This is a genomic window from Micromonospora sp. C97, assembly GCF_018070385.1.
Taxonomy (GTDB): domain Bacteria; phylum Actinomycetota; class Actinomycetes; order Mycobacteriales; family Micromonosporaceae; genus Micromonospora; species Micromonospora parva.
This window is the reverse complement of sequence record NZ_JAGPXU010000010.1, coordinates 181,947-199,419: the sequence shown is the minus strand read 5'-3', so window position 1 is coordinate 199,419 and position 17,473 is coordinate 181,947. Positions and strand designations below refer to the sequence as shown.

Here is a 17,473-nt window from a genome sequence, read left to right as displayed (position 1 = left end):
CTCGGTCCGGTCGTTCAGCCGGCGGCGGTGGGGTCGCCGGTGCCCCGTTCGCGGGCCATGCTGGCGCGCAGTTCGTCCAGTCGGGCGGCGGCGGTCGGGTCGTTGGCCGGGCCGGTCTTCTCGGCCTGCGGTACGGCCGGTCGCTGGGTCGCGCCGCCGAGCTGCTCCCCCGCCATGCTGGACCGGATCTGCTCCAGCCGGGCGGACCCGGCCGAGTCGATGGTGGCCTTCTGAATCTCCAACATACGGCCCTCGACGGAGTTGCCGGCCAGTTCGGCGCGGCCCATCGCGTTGGCGTACCGCCGCTCGATGCGGTCGCGCACCTCGTCCAGCGACGGGGTGGTGCCCGGCGCGGTCAGCGACGACATCGATTCCAGCGAGCGGGCCACCGTCTCCTGCATCTTGGCCTGCTCCAGCTGGCTGAGCAGCTTGGTGCGCTCGGCGATCTTCTGCTGGAGGATCATCGAGTTGTTCTCGACCGCCCGGCGGGCCTGCGCGGCGGCGCCCAGCGCCTGGTCATGCAGGGTCTTCAGGTCCTCGGTGGCCTGCTCGGCGGAGACGAGCTGGCTGGCCAGCGTCTGCGCGGACTGCTCGAAGCGCACCGCCTCGGCCTCGTCGCCCTTGGCCCGGGCCTGGTCGGACAGCACCAGGGCCTGCCGGGCGTTGCCCTGCAACCGCTCGACCTCGGACATCTGCCGGGACAGCTTCATCTCCAGCTGCCGCTGGTTGCCGATCACCGCGGCGGCCTGCTGGACCAGCGCCTGGTGCTGCCGCTGGGCATCCTCGATGGCCTGCTGGATCTGCACCTTGGGATCGGCGTGCTCGTCGATCTTCGCACCGAAGAGCGCCATCAGGTAGTTCCAACCCTTGACGAACGGGTTCGCCATCTCCGTGGTATCCCCTCAGTAGCGTCGCTCCACCACGGCCGGGCCGGCTGAACCGACCGACCGTCACCGGCCGGTCTCCATCGTCCCAGCAGAACGCCAACGAGGCATCCGTACCGGGCGGTCGACAGCACCGGCGGCTCCTGCGAGCAACCCTACGCGGCCGGGGCCACCTCGCCCACGGTCAGCCGGATCGGCGTCAGGCGGCGCAGACCACGTCCCGGTCGCGCTCGGTCGGGCGGACCCGGGTGCTGCGCAGGGTGGCCTTGAGCGGCGAGTCCTGGCGGACCGAGACGGCGACCTTGCCGTCGGAGGTGACCCGACGGACCCCCCGGTTGGTGCTCTTGGGCTCGGCGGCGGCCGGCTCGTCCGGCATCGAGACGAGCACCTCGGGCATCTGCTCGGCGAGCGCCACGGTGTCGCTCACCTCACGCAGCAGCTCGGACAGGCGGGCACCGAGGGCGTCACAGATCGCGGCGAGCAGCTCGCTGGACGGCTCCTTGTGCCCCCGTTCGATCTCGGAGAGGTAGCCGAGGCTGACGTTGGCGGCGGTGGAGACCTCACGCAGCGTGCGCTGCTGGCCCTGCCGGCGCGCTCGCAGTGCGTCACCGATCACCCGGCGTAGCAGGATCATCGCACCTCCCCCAGAGGGATTCCTCGCGCCCGGCGCTGGGCAGCCGGTCGCGGCGGACCACGCCGACCCCGAACGTCGGAGCCTTCCCGCAACCGTACCCGTTGCGGGCCCGGGCGACATCCCGCCCCGCCCGTCGGTTCGCCGGGGCGGGCCTGCCGGGCTGCCGACCCCGCCCCTGGGCGGCTTTCACCGTGCCGCGGCGACCAGCCGCTCGGTGAGCAGCCGCAGCGCCTCGACCACCGCCGCCGCCCGGACGTGGTCGCGCCCGCCGTCCAGGTCGAGCTGGCGGACCTCACCGCCGTTCGGGCCGGCGACCGCCACGTAGACCAGGCCCACCGGCTTGCCGTCCTGCGGTTCGGGACCGGCGACCCCGGTGGTGGCCAGTCCCCAGTCCGCACCGCACCGCTGTCGGCCGCCCTCGGCGAGCGCCGCCGCCACCTCCGGGTCCACCGGCCCTCGCTCGGCGAGCAGGTCGGCGGGGACGCCAGCCAGTGTCGCCTTCAACTCGGTGGCGTAGACCACGAGGCCACCCTGGTAGACCCCGCTGACCCCGGCGATGTTCACGATCGAGGCGGCCAGCGACCCGCCCGTGAGGGATTCGACGGTGGCGAGCGTCTCGTGCCGCTCGGACAACCGGTGCACCACCGCGGCCGCCGCGCTGCCCACCTCGGCACCGTCCACCTCGGCACCACTCACCCCAGCGCTGTTCACCGCCACCCCGCCCTCACCCCTCGCCGCATCCCCCAGTCCTTCCCCACCCACCGATCCCCAACCCCAACCCCATCGCGTCGATCATGAAGTTATTGCCACGACACACCGCCTCGGATGGCAACAACTTCATGGTCAACGGGGGTGGGGTGGGTTACCGGGGGCGGCGCAGGCGGAGGGCCTGGGCTATGTAGTCGAAGCCGGTGGCCACCGTGACCAGGACGGCGGCGGCCATGATCCACGGCCCGACGGCGGCGAGCGCGGCCGGCATCGGCCACAGGTACCAGGCGATGGCCAGGATCTGGAGCGCCGTCTTGACCTTGCCGCCTCGGCTGGCGGCGATCACACCGTGCCGGATCACCCAGAACCGCAACCCGGTGATGCCCAGCTCGCGGACGAGGATCAGCGCGGTCACCCACCAGGGCAGCTGGTCGTACCAGGAGAGCAGCACCAGCGCCGCACCGGTGAGCGCCTTGTCGGCGATCGGGTCGGCCACCTTGCCGACCGAGGTGACCAGCCCGAAGCGGCGGGCGATCCAGCCGTCCACGAGGTCGGTCGCCGAGGCCACGGCGAAGATCAGGCAGGCCGCCATCCGCCACCCGGCGTGGGTCATCCCGGACATGATCACCGAGGCGGCGAAGACCGGCACCAGCACCAGCCGCAGGGCGGTCAGCGCGTTGGCGGCGTTGACGACGGGGACCACGGCCACCACCCGGCCGGGCGTCGACTCCGTCGCCCCGGTCACCGCCGCACCCCGCTCGGGTCGCCGTGGCGTTCCCGGTACCGCACCACGTGGCTCCCCCGCTCCGCTCGGGCCCGCCGTCACCGTGCCGCGCCGGGCGCCGCCGAGATCATCTCATCCGGCACGGCGAGCAGGTCCACCCCTTCGGTGCCGGTCACCGTTGCGCGCACCAGGTCACCCGGGCGCAGCGCGGAAAGGTCGACCCCACCCTCGGCCGGGGCGACCAGGGTGGTGGAGCCGTCCACCTCCGGCGCCTGGTGCGCCGCCCGGCCCTCCACCACGCCGTCCTCGATCGTGTCGACCAGCACCTCGACCGTCGAGCCGAGGCGGTCCTCGGCCCGCTGCGAGCAGAGCTCGTCGGCGAGCGCGCTGAGCCGGTCGTACCGTCGCTTGATCGTGGCGGCGGAGACCTTGCCGGGCAGGCCGGCGGCCTCGGTGCCGTCCTCGTCGCTGTAGTCGAACATGCCGATCGCGTCCAGCCGGGCCTCGGTCAGGAACCGGACCAGCTCGTCGACATCGGCGCGGGTCTCGCCGGGGAAACCGACGATGAAGTTGCTCCGGGCGCCCGCGTCCGGGGCCAGCGCACGGGCACCGGCCAACAGCTCCAGGAACCGGTCGGTGGAGCCGAAACGCCGCATCCGGCGCAGCACCGGCTCGCTGGAGTGCTGGAACGACAGGTCGAAGTACGGTGCCACACCCGGGGTCGTGGCGATCGCCTCGACCAGCCCCGGCCGGGTCTCGGCCGGCTGGAGGTAGCTCGCCCGCACCCGGACGATGCCGGTCACCGCGGCGAGCTGCGGCAGCAGCTTCTCCAGGGCGCGCGGGTCACCCAGGTCCTTGCCGTACGAGGTGGAGTTCTCGCTGACCAGCACCAGCTCCCGCACCCCGGACTTGGCCAGCCACTCCGCCTCGGCGAGCAGCTCGTCCGGGGTACGCGAGACGAACGCCCCCCGGAAGGCCGGGATGGCGCAGAACGCGCAGCGGCGGTCGCAGCCGCTGGCCAACTTCAGCGAGGCCACCGGGCCGGTGTCGAGCCGTCGGCGCAGCACCTGGCGCAGGTGCGCCGGCGTGTGCTCGTCGGTGTCGGTGGGAGTGCGGGTCACGGTGCCGTGGCCGGGCAGCGACACCCCGCTGTCGCGGCGGCGCACCGGAGTCAGCGGCAGCAGCTCCCGCCGGTCGCGCGGGGTGTGCGCGCTGATCTGCTCGCCGGCGACGACGGCGTTGAGCCGGGCGGCGATGTCCGGGTAGTCGTCGAAGCTCAGCACCGCCTGCGCCTCGGGGAGGCTGTCGGCAAGCTCCTTGCCGTACCGCTCGGCCATGCAGCCCGCGGCGACCACCTTGGCGCCCGTCCCGGCGGCGGCGAGCAGGGTCTGGATGGAGTCCTGCTTGGCCTTCTCCACGAAACCGCAGGTGTTGACGACCACCACGTCGGCGCCCTCGCCGTCGGTGCTCACCTGCCAGCCGTCGGCGTGCAGGCGGGCGGCCAGCTCCTCCGAGTCGACCTCGTTGCGGGCACAGCCCAGGGTCAGCAGGGCGACACGACGGCCCTCGGCGTGGTCAGCGGGCGAAGGAGAGGTGGCAGACACCATCCGAGGGTACCGGGCCGGCCCGGTGAGCCCACGCACGCGGGCTGCGGAGACGGTCGACACAATGTCGGCCGGCAGCCGTCCGGGCCCGGTCAGCGGGCCGGGGCGGCCACCCGGGTCAGCGCGTCGAGCAGGAACACCTCGGTGCCGGCCAGGCCGGTGCAGCAGAAGACCGAGACCTGGTCCGCGCTGGTCCGGCCGGGGACCGCGCCGGCCAGGACGCCGCCCAGGTCGCGCAACCGCCCGAGGTACGGGGGCGTGGCGGCGAGCATCGGCGGCTGGTAGTCGACCGCCTGGACCGGTGAGTCGGTGACCAGCAGATCGGCGGTGTCCAGCAGGTCGGTCCCGAACTCGCTGCGGTCGCGTTGCTTGAAGCCGACCGCGTTGACGTGGGTGCCGGGGCTGAGGTCGGCGGCGCGCAGCACCGGGGTCGGGCTGGTGGTCGCCAGCACCACCAGGTCCCGCCCGGCGACGGCCGAGCCCGGGTCGGCCACCGCGCGGGCCGGCACGCCCAGTTCGGCACGGACCCGGCTGGCGAAGGTCTCCCGGCGAGCGGCGGACCGGCTGTGCACCACCACCTCGCGTAGCGGGCGGACCGCGGCGGCGGCCCATACCTGGGTCCACGCCTGCCGGCCGGAGCCGATCACACCGAGGGTGGCGGCGTCGGACCGGGCCAGCGCGTCGACAGCGACACCACCCAACCCGCCGGTACGACGGGAGCCCAGCTCCTCGCCGACAGCCACCGCCCGGACCGCCCCGGTCCGGGCGTCGTGCAGCACCACCAACTGCTCGCCCTGCGGGTGACCGAAGGTGTCGTACGAGCGGAAGCCGTACCACTCGCCGACCAGGTGCCCGGCGGTGAGCACCATCCGCCCGCCGTTGAGCGGTGCGGCGGCCCGGGGCGGTGCGATCAGGCGTCCCTCGTACGCGGCCAGGAGCGCGGCGCGCATGGCGTCGACCGTGGTGGCGGCGTCCAGCGTGGCGGCGACCTCGGGGTCGGCGTAGAGCAGGGTCATGCTGGCGATAGTGCATGTTGAAGTCAGGTAGAGGTCAACGGAGCGTGGCGGTGGTCACCGCCACGGCGCCGGGGGCGGTGCTAGCGTCGGACCCGGTGGCCGGATGCTCGTGGTCACTCCGGACGAGTGGTGGGCGTACCCGGTCAGGCCAAGACGCCCCGCGTGACGTGCAGACTCGACTCGTCCCGGCGCGGCAGCCCCGGGCGCTCCCGGTGAGGTGAACGATGGCCTGGCTCGTGCTGGTGATCTCAGGACTGCTGGAGACGGCCTGGGCGATCGCCCTGGACCGCAGCGCCGGTTTCAGCCGGCTGATCCCGTCCGTGGTGTTCGTGGTGACCCTGCTGCTGAGCATGGCCGGGCTGTCGTACGCGCTGCGGGACATTCCCGTCGGCACCGGCTACGCCGTCTGGGTCGGCATCGGCGCGGTCGGCACCGCACTGGTCGGGATGCTGACGCTCGGCGAGTCGGCGAGCCTGCCCCGGATCCTCTGCCTGCTGCTGGTGGTCGCGGGCGTGATCGGGTTGAAAATCTTCCACTGAGGTGTCCCGGCGACAGGCGTGACCGGCCCCACCAGTGGGTAGTGATCGATCTGTCACGACAGGCTCTCAACCGGAGGAAGACATGGCCGACATGCCGAGCACCGCCCGTCCCCGCAGCAACGCCGCCCGCATCGTCACCATCGTGGGTTTCGTCTTCGCGGTCCTGGCCCTGCTGCTCAACCCGATCATCTTCGGCGTACTCGGCGTCATCGCGGGCGTCGTCGGCGCCGTGCTGGGCGACAAGCCGCTGGGCTGGTACGCCGCCGTGGCGAGCGTCGTCGCCGCGATCATCAGCCTGGTGATCATCGGCGCGTTGATCAACAACTGACCTCTTCCCCGTCACGGGCCCGCCGGCTACCGGCGGGCCCGTCGTGCGTCCGGGGTCGGCTGTCGGTCAGTCCACGTCGCCGCGCAGGCCGCCCAGGACCTCGTCCAACTCGTCCGGCTTGACCAGCACGTCGCGCGCCTTCGACCCCTCGGACGGCCCGACCACCCCCCGGGTCTCCATCAGGTCCATCAGGCGGCCCGCCTTGGCGAAACCGACCCGCAACTTGCGCTGGAGCATCGAGGTCGAGCCGAACTGCGAGGTGACCACCAGCTCCACCGCCTGCACCAACAGGTCGAGGTCGTCGCCGATGTCCTCGTCGATCTTCTTCTTGCTCTCCTGCGCCGGGGCCAGCACGTCCGGCCGGAACTCCGGCTCCCGCTGGTCCTTGCAGAACTTCACCACGTCGGCGATCTCGCGCTCGGTGACCCAGGCGCCCTGGATGCGGACCGGCTTGGAGGCGCCCATCGGCAGGAAGAGCCCGTCACCACGACCGAGCAGCTTCTCCGCGCCCGGCTGGTCGAGGATGACCCGGGAATCCGCCAGGGAGGAGGTGGCGAACGCCAGTCGGGACGGCACGTTCGCCTTGATCAGACCGGTCACCACGTCCACCGAGGGGCGCTGGGTGGCCAGCACCAGGTGGATGCCGGCGGCCCGGGCCAGCTGGGTGATCCGGACGACCGAGTCCTCCACGTCGCGCGGCGCGACCATCATCAAATCGGCCAGCTCGTCCACGATCACCAACAGGTACGGGTACGGCCGCATCTCCCGCTCGCTGCCCGGCGGGGCCTTGATCTCGCCGTTGCGGACCTTGCGGTTGAAGTCGTCGATGTGCCGGACCCCGTTGGCGGCGAGGTCGTCGTAGCGCATGTCCATCTCGCGGACCACCCAGTCCAGCGAGTCGGCCGCCTTCTTGGCGTTGGTCACGATCGGGGTGACCAGGTGCGGGATGCCCTCGTAGCCGGTCATCTCGACCCGCTTCGGGTCGATCAGCAGCAGCCGGACCTCGTCCGGCGTGGCCCGCGTGAGGATGGAGACCAGCAGGGTGTTGAGGCAGCTCGACTTGCCCGCGCCGGTCGCGCCGGCGATCAGGATGTGCGGCATCTTGGCGAGGTTGGCCACCACGTAGCCGCCCTCGATGTCCTTACCGAGCGCCACCACCATCGGGTGGTGATCGCTGGTCGCCGCCCGCGAGCGCAGCACGTCACCGAGGGCGACGTTCTCCGGGTCGGTGTTCGGGATCTCCACACCGACGGCGCTCTTGCCCGGGATCGGGCTGAGGATCCGGACGTCCGGCGACTTCACCGCGTACGCGATGTTGCGGGACAGCTGGGTGATCCGCTCGACCTTGACGCCGTGGCCCAACTCCACCTCGTAACGGGTGACGGTCGGACCACGGGTGAAGCCGGTGACCGCGGCGTCCACATCGAACTGGTCGAACACGCCCGTCAGCGCGGCGATCACCTCGTCGTTGGCCTTGCTGCGGGTCTTCGCGGCGGCCCCGGCGCTGAGCATGTTGGCCGGCGGCAGGGTGTAGTCCCCGGCCAGCCCGGTCAACGCGAGCTGCTCGGCCCGGGTCGGCGCCGGCGAGTGCTCCGGCGGCTCGACCGGCGGCTTGCGGCTCGCCGGCACCTTCGCCGGAGCCTTGCGCGGCAGCACCATGGTCTCCTGGAGGTCAGCGCCGTCCAGGTCCTCGAAGTCGTCCGGGTCCAGTGGTGGGGGCATCCGCTTGGCCGGTCGCTTGCGGGCCGGCTTCGCGACCGGCTCGTCGACCTCCTCGTCGGTCTCCGGTGCGCCCACCAGCCCGCCGGCGAGCAGACCCAGCCGCTCGGGAATCTTGTTGATCGGCGTCGCGGTCACCACGAGCAGGCCGAAGAGCAGCAACAGGACGAGCAGCGGCACCGCCACCCAGGCGGTCACCGCCCGCTCCAACAGCCCACCGACGCCCGCGCCGATCAGGCCGCCGGCGAAGTCACGTTCCACGGTGTCCACCGGGTCCTGGCCGATCTGGAGCAACGCCGCCGTCGACACCAGCAGCGAACCCCAACCGATCAACCCGCGGCCGCGGTGCTCCGGGTCCGCCGGCTGACGCATCAGCCGCCACGCCCCGATCATCAACAGCACCGGTACGACCACCGAGATCGCGCCCAGGAACAGCCGGATCGTGTCGGCCAGTCGCGCACCCACCGGCCCCGCTCCGGACAGCCAGAGCGCCACGGCGGAGAGCAGGGCGAGCCCGAACATGAGCAGCCCCGCGCCGTCCCGGCGGTGCTCCGGGTCGAGGTCACGGGCCGATGCGGCCTGCCGCCCGGCGGCGCGCACGGCCCAGCCCATCCCGTGGGCCAGCCCCATCCACAGTGCACCGATCGCGCGGCCGACGTAGACCGCGGGGCCGGGTCGGGGCGGCGTGGTGCGCCGTCGGACCGGTGCCCGGGTCTTCTTCGCCGGTTGACGGGCACGACTGTTGGTGCCACCGCGCGGCGACGCGCCGCGCCGCCGGCTCGCCTGAGAGGTACGGCCCGCCATAGAGTCACGGTAACGGTGGGGCCGGGCAGATCCCCGCTTTTCCGGGTCGTGTCCGCGCGTCGTAACACGAACCCCACCGCCGGTCGTGATATCCGCCTCAGAAGGGATGCCCCATGGCGTCGCCGGAACTCGCGGGCGATCCGGACGATCCGCTGGCCGGCCACCCTGGCGCACTGCGTCCGCTGACCGGTGACCTGGTCTCCGCGGTGCTCGCTGCCCGTGGCCGGTCCGTCGGCCCGACACCCGACGGCGACCTGGTGGGCCTCTTCGACGACAACATAATCTGGTTCCTCCGCGTCGGCGGTGACGGGGAGCTGCTCCAGATCCGCACCATGGTCGATCCGACCTTCGGCATCGAACGGGTTCCCGACCTGTACGCGTTCTGCAACTCCTGGAACCACGACCGGCTCTGGCCGAAGGCGTTCGTGCACGTCGACGACGACGGTCGAGCCCGGGTGTACGGCGAGGTGATCACCGACCTGGAACGCGGGGTGACCCCCCACCAGCTCGACCAACTGCTCGACTGTGGCATCTCCACCGGCTGCCAGCTGGCCGTGGCGGTCCGTCGACTGCCCGGCGCGGTGCCGTCGTGACCGGCCGGGACGAGTCCACCGGCAACCGCACCGGCACGCCACCCACCGGTCCCGGTGACCGCCTCGCCCGGGGCCGCGTACCGGCGTTGGAGGCCGCGCTCGCCGACGCCCGGGACCTCCCCGACGGTTCGGCCCGGCAGGTGGCCCTGGAACGGCTCGCCGAACGCGCCGACGGGGCCGGCGACGTCCGGTCCGGGATGGACGCCCGGTTCGCGCTGATCGAGGCGTACCTGCTGCACGGGGAGCGGTGGCGGCTGGTCGAGCCGGTCCGGCGCTGCCGGGCCGCCGCCGACCACCGGCCCGACCTCCTCACCGACGCGGAGAACGGGCTGCTGCTGCGCTACCAGCGGTACGCGGTGGAGGCGCTGCTCGGGACCCCCAGGGTCGGGCTGGACCAGACCCGGTCCCTGCTGCACGACCTGGCCCACCGCGTCGGGGCGGACGGCCCGGACACACCGACCGTCGCGGAGCTGCACTGCCGGATCGCCGATCACCTGGGCGACGAGCCCACCGCCCGGCACTGGTACGAGCGGTGGTCCGGGAAACGGCCCGGCCCGGCCGGCGGCTGCCCGGGCTGCGCCTCGGCCCGGCGTGCCGAGCTGCTGGCCGGTTGGGGCGAGTGGCGCGCCGCGCTCACCGAACTCGACGCATCCGACGGCGATCCACGGTCCTGCACCGACCAGCCCGAGCGGGACCTGGTCGCCGGTCTGCTGCCGGCGCTGCGTACCGGCGAGCCGGCGCGGGCGGCGGCGGCACACGTGCGGGCCTACCGCCGGCACCGGCACGAGCGGGCGGCATTCGGGCACCTCGCCGCGCACCTGCGGTTCTGCGCGCTGGGCGGGCACCTGGAACGCGGCCTGGCCATTCTGGCCGAGCAGCTGCCCCGGTTGGACCGGCCGACCGACGATCTGGCCGCCATGGAGTTCGCCGCCGCCGGGGCACTGGTCTGTGCGCTGGCCGTGGAGGCAGGGCTCGGCGGGCGGACGATGCCCCGCCCGGCGTACGGCGAGCGGACCGCCACCGAGCTGGACGTGGCTTCGCTCGGGGCGCTGCTGCTCGGGGTGGCCAGCGAGTTGGCCGGCAGCTTCGACGCGCGCAACGGGACCGGGCACCACTCCGGACGGATGGCCGCCTGGTTGGCTGAGCACCCCCTCGCGGCGCTGGTTCCGCTGCCCACCGACGACGACGGTGCCGGGCACGACGATCCCGACACCGACCGCCGCGACGTCGAGGCCGAGCTGGGTGAACGCGAGGTGTCCGCGCTCTCCCTCACCATGATCACCGCCGTCCTGGACGGGCGCGGCGACCGGTACGTGCTGGACGAGGGCGGGACGGTGGTCGGCCACTTTGACGGTGCGGTGATCCAGTTTCGGCGGGCCGGTGAGCGCGGTGAGGTGCTGCACGCCCGAGCCATGGCCAACCGTCGGCTGCCGGCGGCCCGCCGCGCCGAGGCGTACGCCTTCTGCAACGCGTGGAACCACGACCGGCTGCTGCCCAAGGCGTACGCGCACGACCTCGGCGACGAGTTGGTGCTTGCCGGCGACGTGGCCACCGACCTGGCGCACGGGGTCGCCCCGGCGCAGCTGCGGGTCCTCATGGACGCCGCCATCGCCACCGGCGTCGCGTACGCCGAGGCGGTCGCCGCGCTGCCCTGACCGCCCCGAACACGGCGAACGCCGGCCCACCCCGTTCGGGTGGACCGGCGTCAGCGGACGTCGCTCAGACCTCGACGACGGTGGGCACGATCATCGGCCGACGACGGTACTTGTCGTTGACCCACCGCCCCACGGTCCGCCGGACGATCTGCTGCAACTGGTGCGGGTCGGTGATCCCGTCGGCCGCGGCCCGGTTGAGCGCCTCGGTGACCAGCGGCACCACCGGGTTGAACGCCTCCGGGTCCTCGGAGAAGCCCTTCGCGGAGAGCGTCGGGCCGGCGACCACCTTGCCGGTGACCGAGTCGACCACGACGGTGGTGGCGATGAAACCGCCGTCACCGAGGATCCGCCGCTCGGTGAGCAACGACTCGCTGACGTCACCGACGGCGAGGCCGTCCACGTAGACGTACCGGCTCTTCACGTGCCCGACCAGGCTGGCCCGACCCTCGACCAGGTCGACCACGTCGCCGTCCTCGCAGAGCACCACCCGGTCGGCCGCGACCCCGGACTCGATGCCGAGCCGGGCATGGGCGCGCAGGTGACGCCACTCGCCGTGCACGGGCATCAGGTTGCTGGGGCGGACCACGTTGAGCAGGTAGAGCAGCTCCCCGGCGGGGGCGTGCCCGGAGACGTGCACCTTGGCCACGTCCTTGTGCACGACCACCGCGCCGGCCCGGGCCAGCCGGTTGATCACCCGGTAGACCGAGGTCTCGTTGCCGGGCACCAGTGACGAGGCCAGCACGACCGTGTCGCCGGGGGCGATGGTGATGTGCCGGTGGTCGCCGCTGGCCATCCGGCCCAGCGCGCTCATCGGCTCACCCTGCGAACCGGTGGACATCAACACGATCTGCTCCGGCGGCAGCGTGGTCGCCTCCTCGATCCCGATGACCAGGCCGGCCGGGATGTTGAGCAGGCCGAGGTCCCGGGCGATGCCCATGTTGCGGACCATGGACCGGCCGATCAGCGCGACCTTGCGGCCGTGCTCGGCGGCGGAGTCGAAGACCTGCTGCACGCGGTGCACGTGCGAGGCGAACGAGGCCACGATGATCCGGCCCTTGGCCTTCGCGAAGATCGAGTCGAGCACCGGCCCGATCTCCCGCTCCGGGGTGACGAAGCCGGGGATCTCCGCGTTGGTGGAGTCGGACAGCAGCAGGTCGACGCCTTCGGCGCCGAGCCGGGCGAAGCCGGCCAGGTCGGTGATCCGACCGTCCAGGGGGAGCTGGTCCATCTTGAAGTCGCCGGTGTGCAGCACCAGGCCGGCGGGGGTGCGGATGGCCACCGCGAGGGCGTCCGGGATCGAGTGGTTGACAGCGAAGAACTCACACTCGAACGGGCCGAGCCGCTCGCGGCCACCCTCCCGCACGGTCAGCGTGTACGGCTGGATCCGCCGCTCGGCCAACTTCGCCTCGACCAGGGCGAGGGTGAACTGGGAGCCGACCAGCGGGATGTCGGGCTTGTGGGCGAGCAGGTACGGCACTGCGCCGATGTGGTCCTCGTGGCCGTGCGTCAGCACGATCGCCTGGACGTCGGCGAGCCGGTCCAGGATCGGGCCGAAGTCGGGCAGGATCAGATCCACACCCGGCTGCTCGACGTCGGGGAACAGCACCCCGCAGTCGACGATCAGCAACTTGCCGTCGTACTCGAAGACGGTCATGTTCCGACCGATGGCGCCGAGCCCGCCGAGCGGAATGATCCGCAGGCCGCCTTCCGGCAACGGCGGGGGTAGTTCCGCCCCGATGTGCGCCTCGGTCACGCGTCCACCTCGTTCTGCGACGCCGTCACTCGACGTCCATCGTTTCGTTCGTTCATTCGGGCAGCTCCAGGCCCGCTGCCGCGAAGTCCGCGCGCAGCTGGGCGATCTCGTCGTCGGTGGCGTCCACGAGCGGGGGTCGCACCGGGCCGGCCGGCAGGCCCAGCGACGCCAGGCCCGCCTTCACCAGGATCGTGCCCTGGGTACGGAAGATGCCGGTGAACAGCGGCAGCAGCCGCCGGTGCAGGGACAGCGCGGTCGGCATGTCCCCCGCGTCGTACGCCTCGATCATCTGTGCGGTCAGCGCCCCGGTGAAGTGCGTCGAGGTGCCGACCACGCCCACGCTGCCGACGGCCAGCGCCGGCAGGGTGAGCGCGTCCTCGCCGCTGTAGAAGGCGAGGGTGGTGCGGCTGGTGACCCAGCTGGTCGCGGTCAGGTCGGCCTTGGCGTCCTTGACCGCGACGATCCGGCCGTGTTCGGCGAGCCGGACCAGCGTCTCGGTGTCGATCGGCACGCCGGAGCGGTGCGGAATGTCGTACAGCATCACCGGCAGGCCGGTGGCGTCGGCCACCGCGGTGAAGTGGCGCAGCAACCCGCTCTGCGGCGGCTTGTTGTAGTACGGGGTGACCACCAGCAGGCCGTGCGCACCCGCCTTCTCGGCGGCGGCGGCCAGCTCGATGGTGTGCCGGGTGTCGTTGGTGCCGACGCCCGCGACCACCTTGGCGCGGTCACCGACGGCCTCCACCACGGCCCGGATCAGGTGTTCCTTCTCCGCGTCGGTGGTCGTCGGCGACTCACCGGTGGTGCCGTTGACCACCAGCGCGTCGTTGCCCTGCTCGTCGACCAGGTGGCTCGCCAGCCGGGCGGCGCCGTCGAGATCGAGGGAACCGTCGGGGGTGAACGGGGTCACCATGGCTGTCAGCAGCCGGCCGAAAGGGCGGGACGCCGGTCGGGCCGCGGCGTCGAGGTGGTCGTGCGTCATACCCTCCAACCTAGCGGACGACCAGCCGGGCCCTGCCGGGGAAGGGCTCAGGACGCCTCGTGCGGGCTGGCCGCCACCTCGGTGCCGTCCGGCAGCGTGGAGATCACGAAGTCGGCGAACACGTTCGGGGCGACACCCTGCAGCTGGCGCAGGCACTCGACGGCCAGCTCACGGATCTCCACATCGGCGTGCTCGGTGGCCCGCATCGCGATGAAGTGCCGCCAGGCCCGGTAGTTGCCGGAGACCACGATCCGGGTCTCGGTGGCGTTGGGCAGCACCGCCCGGGCCGCCTGCCGTGCCTGCTTACGGCGCAGCGTCGGGTTCGGCTCGTCGGAGAAGCGCTGCTCGAGGCCCTCCAGCAACTCGGTGTACGCCCGAACGCTCGCCTCGGCCGCCTCCACGAACTTCTTGTGCAGCTCGGGGTCGTCGGCGATGACCGCCGGCTCGACCATGGCCGCGTCCCGCTCCGGGACGTACCGCTGGGACAGCTGGGAGTACGAGAAGTGCCGGTGCCGGATCAGCTCGTGGGTGAAGGAGCGGGACACCCCGGTGAAGTAGAAGGTGACCGACCCGTGCTCCAGCACGCTGAGGTGACCCACCTCGAGGATGTGCGCCAGGTAGCCGGCGTTGGTGGCGGTCGCCGGGTTCGGCTTCTTCCACGACTGGTAGCAGGCCCGACCGGCGAACTCCGCGAGTGCCTGGCCACCCTCCGCGTCGGTCGACCACGGCACGTCGTCCGGGGCCGCGAATTGGGTCCACGCGATCAACTTGACCTGGGGCTGCACCATGTCCGGCATTCCTGGGACTGTAGTGGTGCGGTGCCGGTCGGCCCAACTCAGGCGCGCCCCGTGCAATGTCGATCACTCAGGCAGTGGTGGCGCCGCCGAAGCCCGGGCCGGGATCCAGGGGGCCGGTCCGGCGTCCGGTCCGGCGTCCGGCGTCCGGCGTCCGGCGTCCGGCGTCCGGCGTCCGGCGTCCGGCGTCCGGCGCCATCGTTGCTGGGCCCGGGATCGGGGCGGGCAGTTCCATCGGCGTCCTTTGGAGCTGAATCGTTTGCGACATCAGCACGGTGGATCGGGCTGTCTCGACCAGGCACGTCTCTCTACCGAGGACGGGCTCCCAACCTGACGAGCGCGCCCGAACGGCCCGAGCGGCCCGAGCGGCCCGAACGACCCGAACGACCCGAGCGGCCCGAGCGGCCCGAGCGGCCCGAACGACCCGAGCGGCCCGAACGACCCGAGCGGCCCGAACGACCCGAGCGGCCTGGCAGCCGCTCCACCCACAGATCATGCAACATCCTGGATGTAGTGGCAGCCCCCGCGCCTGACACCACTACATCCAGGATCGAGCACGATCCCGGGGCGAATGCGTCGGCCGCTGTGCGCCGCGAGCGCGGTTGCCGGCTGCCTACTGGTGATCGACTCGCGTTTCTGTAAGTCGGGGTGTCCGGGTCGGGTGGATGGCCCCGTTTTCTGAATGCCGAGTCGATCAAGTGGCGACCGGCGGAGGAGGCCCGTGATGTCGTAAACGGATCAGCTCCAAAGGACGCCGAACAACGCATGCCAGCCCTACATCTACGCGCTGGAGCATCGGGGCACCAGCGGGCCGGACGGGACGGAGACGACGGAGGGTGTGCGGATGAGTGACGAGGAACGCCGGGACAGCGCGTCGGGCGATGGCGCACCTCGGCGCACCAGCGCGTCGGGCGACGACGGGGTCAGACGTAGAGCGAGGTGAACGGCGCCCAGGGCAGGTTGCGGAGCACCGAAAAGGCCAGCCATGCGGCCAGGAAGCCGCCGATGACCTTCGAGCTGATCCGCAGCTCGGGCATTCGCCACCCGAACGCCTGACTTCCTGCCCAGGCCACGAAGAGGTACGCCAGGAACGGCAGCGCGAAAATGAACACGAAGTGGTGTCGGGCGGCGGCCGGAAGGTCCCCGTGCAGCACGTACCAGAGGGCGCGGGTGCCACCACAGCCCGGGCAGTCCAACCCGGTGGTCAACTTGAGCAGACAGGTGGGCGCGGCATCCGGGTCGGCGTGCGTCGGATTGCTGAGCAGCGCGTAGCTCATACCGACGGCGACGCAGCCGACCGCGGCCAGCGGCACCGCCCAGCGCGGGGAGCGTTCGTAGAGCCGCAGCACGAACCGGGTGAGCCGGTCCGGCTCGGGTGCCGGGTAACCGCCCGGCGGGGTCGCCGGCCAACCCTCCGAACCGTCGGCCAGGGCGGCCTGGTGCACCGCCCCGGGGGCGGGCTGCGGCTTGTCGACCGGTCCGGGAACGCTCGTCACGCGCTCACGGTACACCGGACACGCCGGCCAACGCGGCGGTGAGCGGACCGGCCAGGTCGCCGGCCGCGGGCGGTGCCACCGCGTCCAGGCCGAGCCAGCCGGCCAGCCGGTACAGCTCGGCGGCGAGCGCCACCGCCGTCTCCCCCGGGTCGGCGCCGGGCTCGAGCCAGGCGGCCGGGACCAGCAGCACCTTGGCCTTACGGTCGGCCTTCAGGTCGACCCGGGCGGTGAACCGGTCGCCCTGCAGGAACGGCAGCACGTAGTAGCCGTAGACCCGCTGTGGCGCCGGGACGTAGATCTCGATCCGGTAGCTGAAGTCGAACAGCCGCTCGGTGCGGGCACGTTCCCAGATCAACGGATCGAAGGGGCTGACCAGTGTGTTGCCGCGCACCCAGCGCGGCAACCGGGCGGACGCGTGCAGCCACGCCGGCTGTCGCCAGCCCGCCACGGTGACCGGCACCAGCTCACCTGCCTCGGCCAGCTCCGCGACGGCCTGCCGGGCGCCGGCCAACGGCAACCGGAAGTAGTCGCGCAACTCCGGCTCGGCGGCCACCCCGAGCGACCGCGCGGCGAGGGCCACCAGCGTGCGGTACGCCTCGGCGTCGCTCGGAGTGGGCGCGGCCAGCGCCGCCGCCGGCAGCACCCGCTCGGGCAGGTCGTAGCGGCGGGCGAACGAGGTGCTGCGCTCGGCGGCGGCCACCTCCCCGGCCCAGAACAGGAACTCCAGGGCCCGCTTGACGGCCGACCAGTTCCACCCCCAGTTGCCGGTCTCCCGGGGGGCGTCGTGCTCGATCTCGGCGGCGGTCAGCGGCCCCCGGGCGGCCACCTCGTCGCGGACCCAGGCGACCAGCTCCGGCTGCTCCTGCGCGATCCGCCGCATGCCGCCCCAGGATTCGCTGTGTGCGCGGGCCATCCGCCAGCGCAGCAACGGGTGCAGCTCGACCGGGACCAACGACGCCTCGTGGCCCCAGTACTCGAACAGCTCCCGCGGGCGCCGGTAGGCGGCCTGGTCGAGCAGTGTGGTCGGGTACGGCCCGAGTCGGCTGTAGAGCGGCAGGTAGTGCGCGCGTTGCAGCACGTTGACCGAGTCCATCTGGATCAGCCCGACCCGGCTCAGCACCCGACGCAGGTGCCGGCGAGTGGGCACACCCGTCGGCGCCGGGTCGGCGAAGCCCTGTGCGGCGAGCGCCACGCGGCGGGCCTGGGCGAGCGAGAGTGATTCCGGTGTGGTCATCGTCGGCGA

Annotated in this window: 16 protein-coding genes and 1 riboswitch; of the genes, 4 read left to right on the top strand and 12 right to left on the bottom strand. The window is 72.5% G+C overall.

The genetic code is table 11. From position 1 onward, the window contains the following. Positions 1-14 precede the first annotated feature (14 nt). The 6 genes from KBX26_RS16535 to KBX26_RS16510 form a co-directional block, all read right to left on the bottom strand. Complete coding sequence (locus KBX26_RS16535; RefSeq protein WP_030336822.1) at positions 15-887, bottom strand: PspA/IM30 family protein; 873 nt, start codon at positions 885-887, stop codon at positions 15-17. Positions 888-1,083: 196 nt separating this feature from the next. Beyond that, the gene (locus KBX26_RS16530; protein ID WP_030336824.1) at positions 1,084-1,518 is read right to left on the bottom strand and encodes a helix-turn-helix domain-containing protein; all 435 of its coding nucleotides are present in this window, start codon (positions 1,516-1,518) and stop codon (positions 1,084-1,086) included. A gap of 186 nt (positions 1,519-1,704) precedes the next feature. Beyond that, positions 1,705-2,214 (bottom strand): CinA family protein, encoded by a 510-nt coding sequence (locus tag KBX26_RS16525; RefSeq protein WP_374224300.1) that lies wholly within the window; start codon positions 2,212-2,214, stop codon positions 1,705-1,707. 166 nt (positions 2,215-2,380) lie between these two features. After that, the gene (pgsA, locus tag KBX26_RS16520) at positions 2,381-2,971 is read right to left on the bottom strand and encodes a CDP-diacylglycerol--glycerol-3-phosphate 3-phosphatidyltransferase (protein ID WP_030336827.1); all 591 of its coding nucleotides are present in this window, start codon (positions 2,969-2,971) and stop codon (positions 2,381-2,383) included. Between the two features lie 77 nt (positions 2,972-3,048). Beyond that, entirely contained in the window at positions 3,049-4,557 is a 1,509-nt protein-coding gene (rimO, locus tag KBX26_RS16515; protein WP_030336828.1) for a 30S ribosomal protein S12 methylthiotransferase RimO, read from the bottom strand. 89 nt (positions 4,558-4,646) lie between these two features. After that, positions 4,647-5,570 carry an ornithine cyclodeaminase family protein gene (locus tag KBX26_RS16510; RefSeq protein WP_030336829.1) on the bottom strand — a complete coding sequence of 308 codons (924 nt, stop codon included), beginning with the start codon at positions 5,568-5,570 and terminating at the stop codon, positions 4,647-4,649. A gap of 92 nt (positions 5,571-5,662) precedes the next feature. Then, a riboswitch (guanidine-III (ykkC-III) riboswitch) is annotated at positions 5,663-5,733 on the top strand. 61 nt (positions 5,734-5,794) lie between these two features. Between KBX26_RS16510 and KBX26_RS16505 the strand changes: the two genes are divergently transcribed. Both KBX26_RS16505 and KBX26_RS16500 read left to right on the top strand, forming a co-directional pair. Further along, complete coding sequence (locus KBX26_RS16505) at positions 5,795-6,109, top strand: multidrug efflux SMR transporter (protein ID WP_030336832.1); 315 nt, start codon at positions 5,795-5,797, stop codon at positions 6,107-6,109. Positions 6,110-6,191: 82 nt separating this feature from the next. Beyond that, entirely contained in the window at positions 6,192-6,437 is a 246-nt protein-coding gene (locus tag KBX26_RS16500) for a hypothetical protein (RefSeq protein ID WP_030336834.1), read from the top strand. 66 nt (positions 6,438-6,503) lie between these two features. Here the strand turns inward: KBX26_RS16500 and KBX26_RS16495 are convergent, their stop codons facing one another. Continuing rightward, positions 6,504-8,960: a DNA translocase FtsK gene (locus KBX26_RS16495; RefSeq protein ID WP_036412384.1), complete on the bottom strand. Its 2,457-nt coding sequence runs from the start codon at positions 8,958-8,960 to the stop codon at positions 6,504-6,506. A 113-nt stretch (positions 8,961-9,073) separates the two neighbouring features. On the opposite strand from KBX26_RS16495, the gene KBX26_RS16490 reads away from it, so the two are divergent. Continuing rightward, complete coding sequence (locus KBX26_RS16490; RefSeq protein ID WP_030336839.1) at positions 9,074-9,553, top strand: YbjN domain-containing protein; 480 nt, start codon at positions 9,074-9,076, stop codon at positions 9,551-9,553. Continuing rightward, a complete protein-coding gene (locus tag KBX26_RS16485) occupies positions 9,550-11,208 on the top strand; it encodes a YbjN domain-containing protein (RefSeq protein ID WP_081884068.1) in 1,659 nt (552 codons plus the stop codon). The genes KBX26_RS16490 and KBX26_RS16485 overlap by 4 nt, the downstream gene beginning before the upstream one ends. A gap of 64 nt (positions 11,209-11,272) precedes the next feature. Here the strand turns inward: KBX26_RS16485 and KBX26_RS16480 are convergent, their stop codons facing one another. The 5 genes from KBX26_RS16480 to KBX26_RS16455 all read right to left on the bottom strand — a co-directional run bounded on the left by KBX26_RS16480 (position 11,273) and on the right by KBX26_RS16455 (position 17,464). Next, a complete protein-coding gene (locus KBX26_RS16480; protein ID WP_030336843.1) occupies positions 11,273-12,961 on the bottom strand; it encodes a ribonuclease J in 1,689 nt (562 codons plus the stop codon). 52 nt (positions 12,962-13,013) lie between these two features. Further along, entirely contained in the window at positions 13,014-13,940 is a 927-nt protein-coding gene (gene dapA / locus KBX26_RS16475) for a 4-hydroxy-tetrahydrodipicolinate synthase (RefSeq protein ID WP_210865800.1), read from the bottom strand. Between the two features lie 47 nt (positions 13,941-13,987). Next, positions 13,988-14,728 carry an FAD-dependent thymidylate synthase gene (gene thyX, locus KBX26_RS16470; RefSeq protein WP_124816891.1) on the bottom strand — a complete coding sequence of 247 codons (741 nt, stop codon included), beginning with the start codon at positions 14,726-14,728 and terminating at the stop codon, positions 13,988-13,990. Between the two features lie 929 nt (positions 14,729-15,657). After that, positions 15,658-16,179 carry a DUF2752 domain-containing protein gene (locus KBX26_RS16460; RefSeq protein ID WP_307857826.1) on the bottom strand — a complete coding sequence of 174 codons (522 nt, stop codon included), beginning with the start codon at positions 16,177-16,179 and terminating at the stop codon, positions 15,658-15,660. Positions 16,180-16,234: 55 nt separating this feature from the next. Next, positions 16,235-17,464, bottom strand: coding sequence for a winged helix-turn-helix domain-containing protein (locus KBX26_RS16455; RefSeq protein ID WP_210860208.1), 1,230 nt, complete (start codon positions 17,462-17,464; stop codon positions 16,235-16,237). Positions 17,465-17,473: the final 9 nt, after the last annotated feature.

Excerpts from the sequence above, each read along its gene's own strand:
- KBX26_RS16535 (WP_030336822.1), bottom strand. The coding sequence starts at position 887 with ATGGCGAACCCGTTCGTCAAGGGTTGGAACTACCTGATGGCGCTCTTC.
- KBX26_RS16530 (WP_030336824.1), bottom strand. The coding sequence starts at position 1,518 with ATGATCCTGCTACGCCGGGTGATCGGTGACGCACTGCGAGCGCGCCGG.
- rimO (WP_030336828.1), bottom strand. The coding sequence starts at position 4,557 with ATGGTGTCTGCCACCTCTCCTTCGCCCGCTGACCACGCCGAGGGCCGT.
- KBX26_RS16510 (WP_030336829.1), bottom strand. The coding sequence starts at position 5,570 with ATGACCCTGCTCTACGCCGACCCCGAGGTCGCCGCCACGCTGGACGCC.
- KBX26_RS16505 (WP_030336832.1), top strand. The coding sequence starts at position 5,795 with ATGGCCTGGCTCGTGCTGGTGATCTCAGGACTGCTGGAGACGGCCTGG.
- KBX26_RS16500 (WP_030336834.1), top strand. The coding sequence starts at position 6,192 with ATGGCCGACATGCCGAGCACCGCCCGTCCCCGCAGCAACGCCGCCCGC.
- KBX26_RS16495 (WP_036412384.1), bottom strand. The coding sequence starts at position 8,960 with ATGGCGGGCCGTACCTCTCAGGCGAGCCGGCGGCGCGGCGCGTCGCCG.
- KBX26_RS16490 (WP_030336839.1), top strand. The coding sequence starts at position 9,074 with ATGGCGTCGCCGGAACTCGCGGGCGATCCGGACGATCCGCTGGCCGGC.
- dapA (WP_210865800.1), bottom strand. The coding sequence starts at position 13,940 with ATGACGCACGACCACCTCGACGCCGCGGCCCGACCGGCGTCCCGCCCT.
- thyX (WP_124816891.1), bottom strand. The coding sequence starts at position 14,728 with ATGGTGCAGCCCCAGGTCAAGTTGATCGCGTGGACCCAATTCGCGGCC.
- KBX26_RS16455 (WP_210860208.1), bottom strand. The coding sequence starts at position 17,464 with ATGACCACACCGGAATCACTCTCGCTCGCCCAGGCCCGCCGCGTGGCG.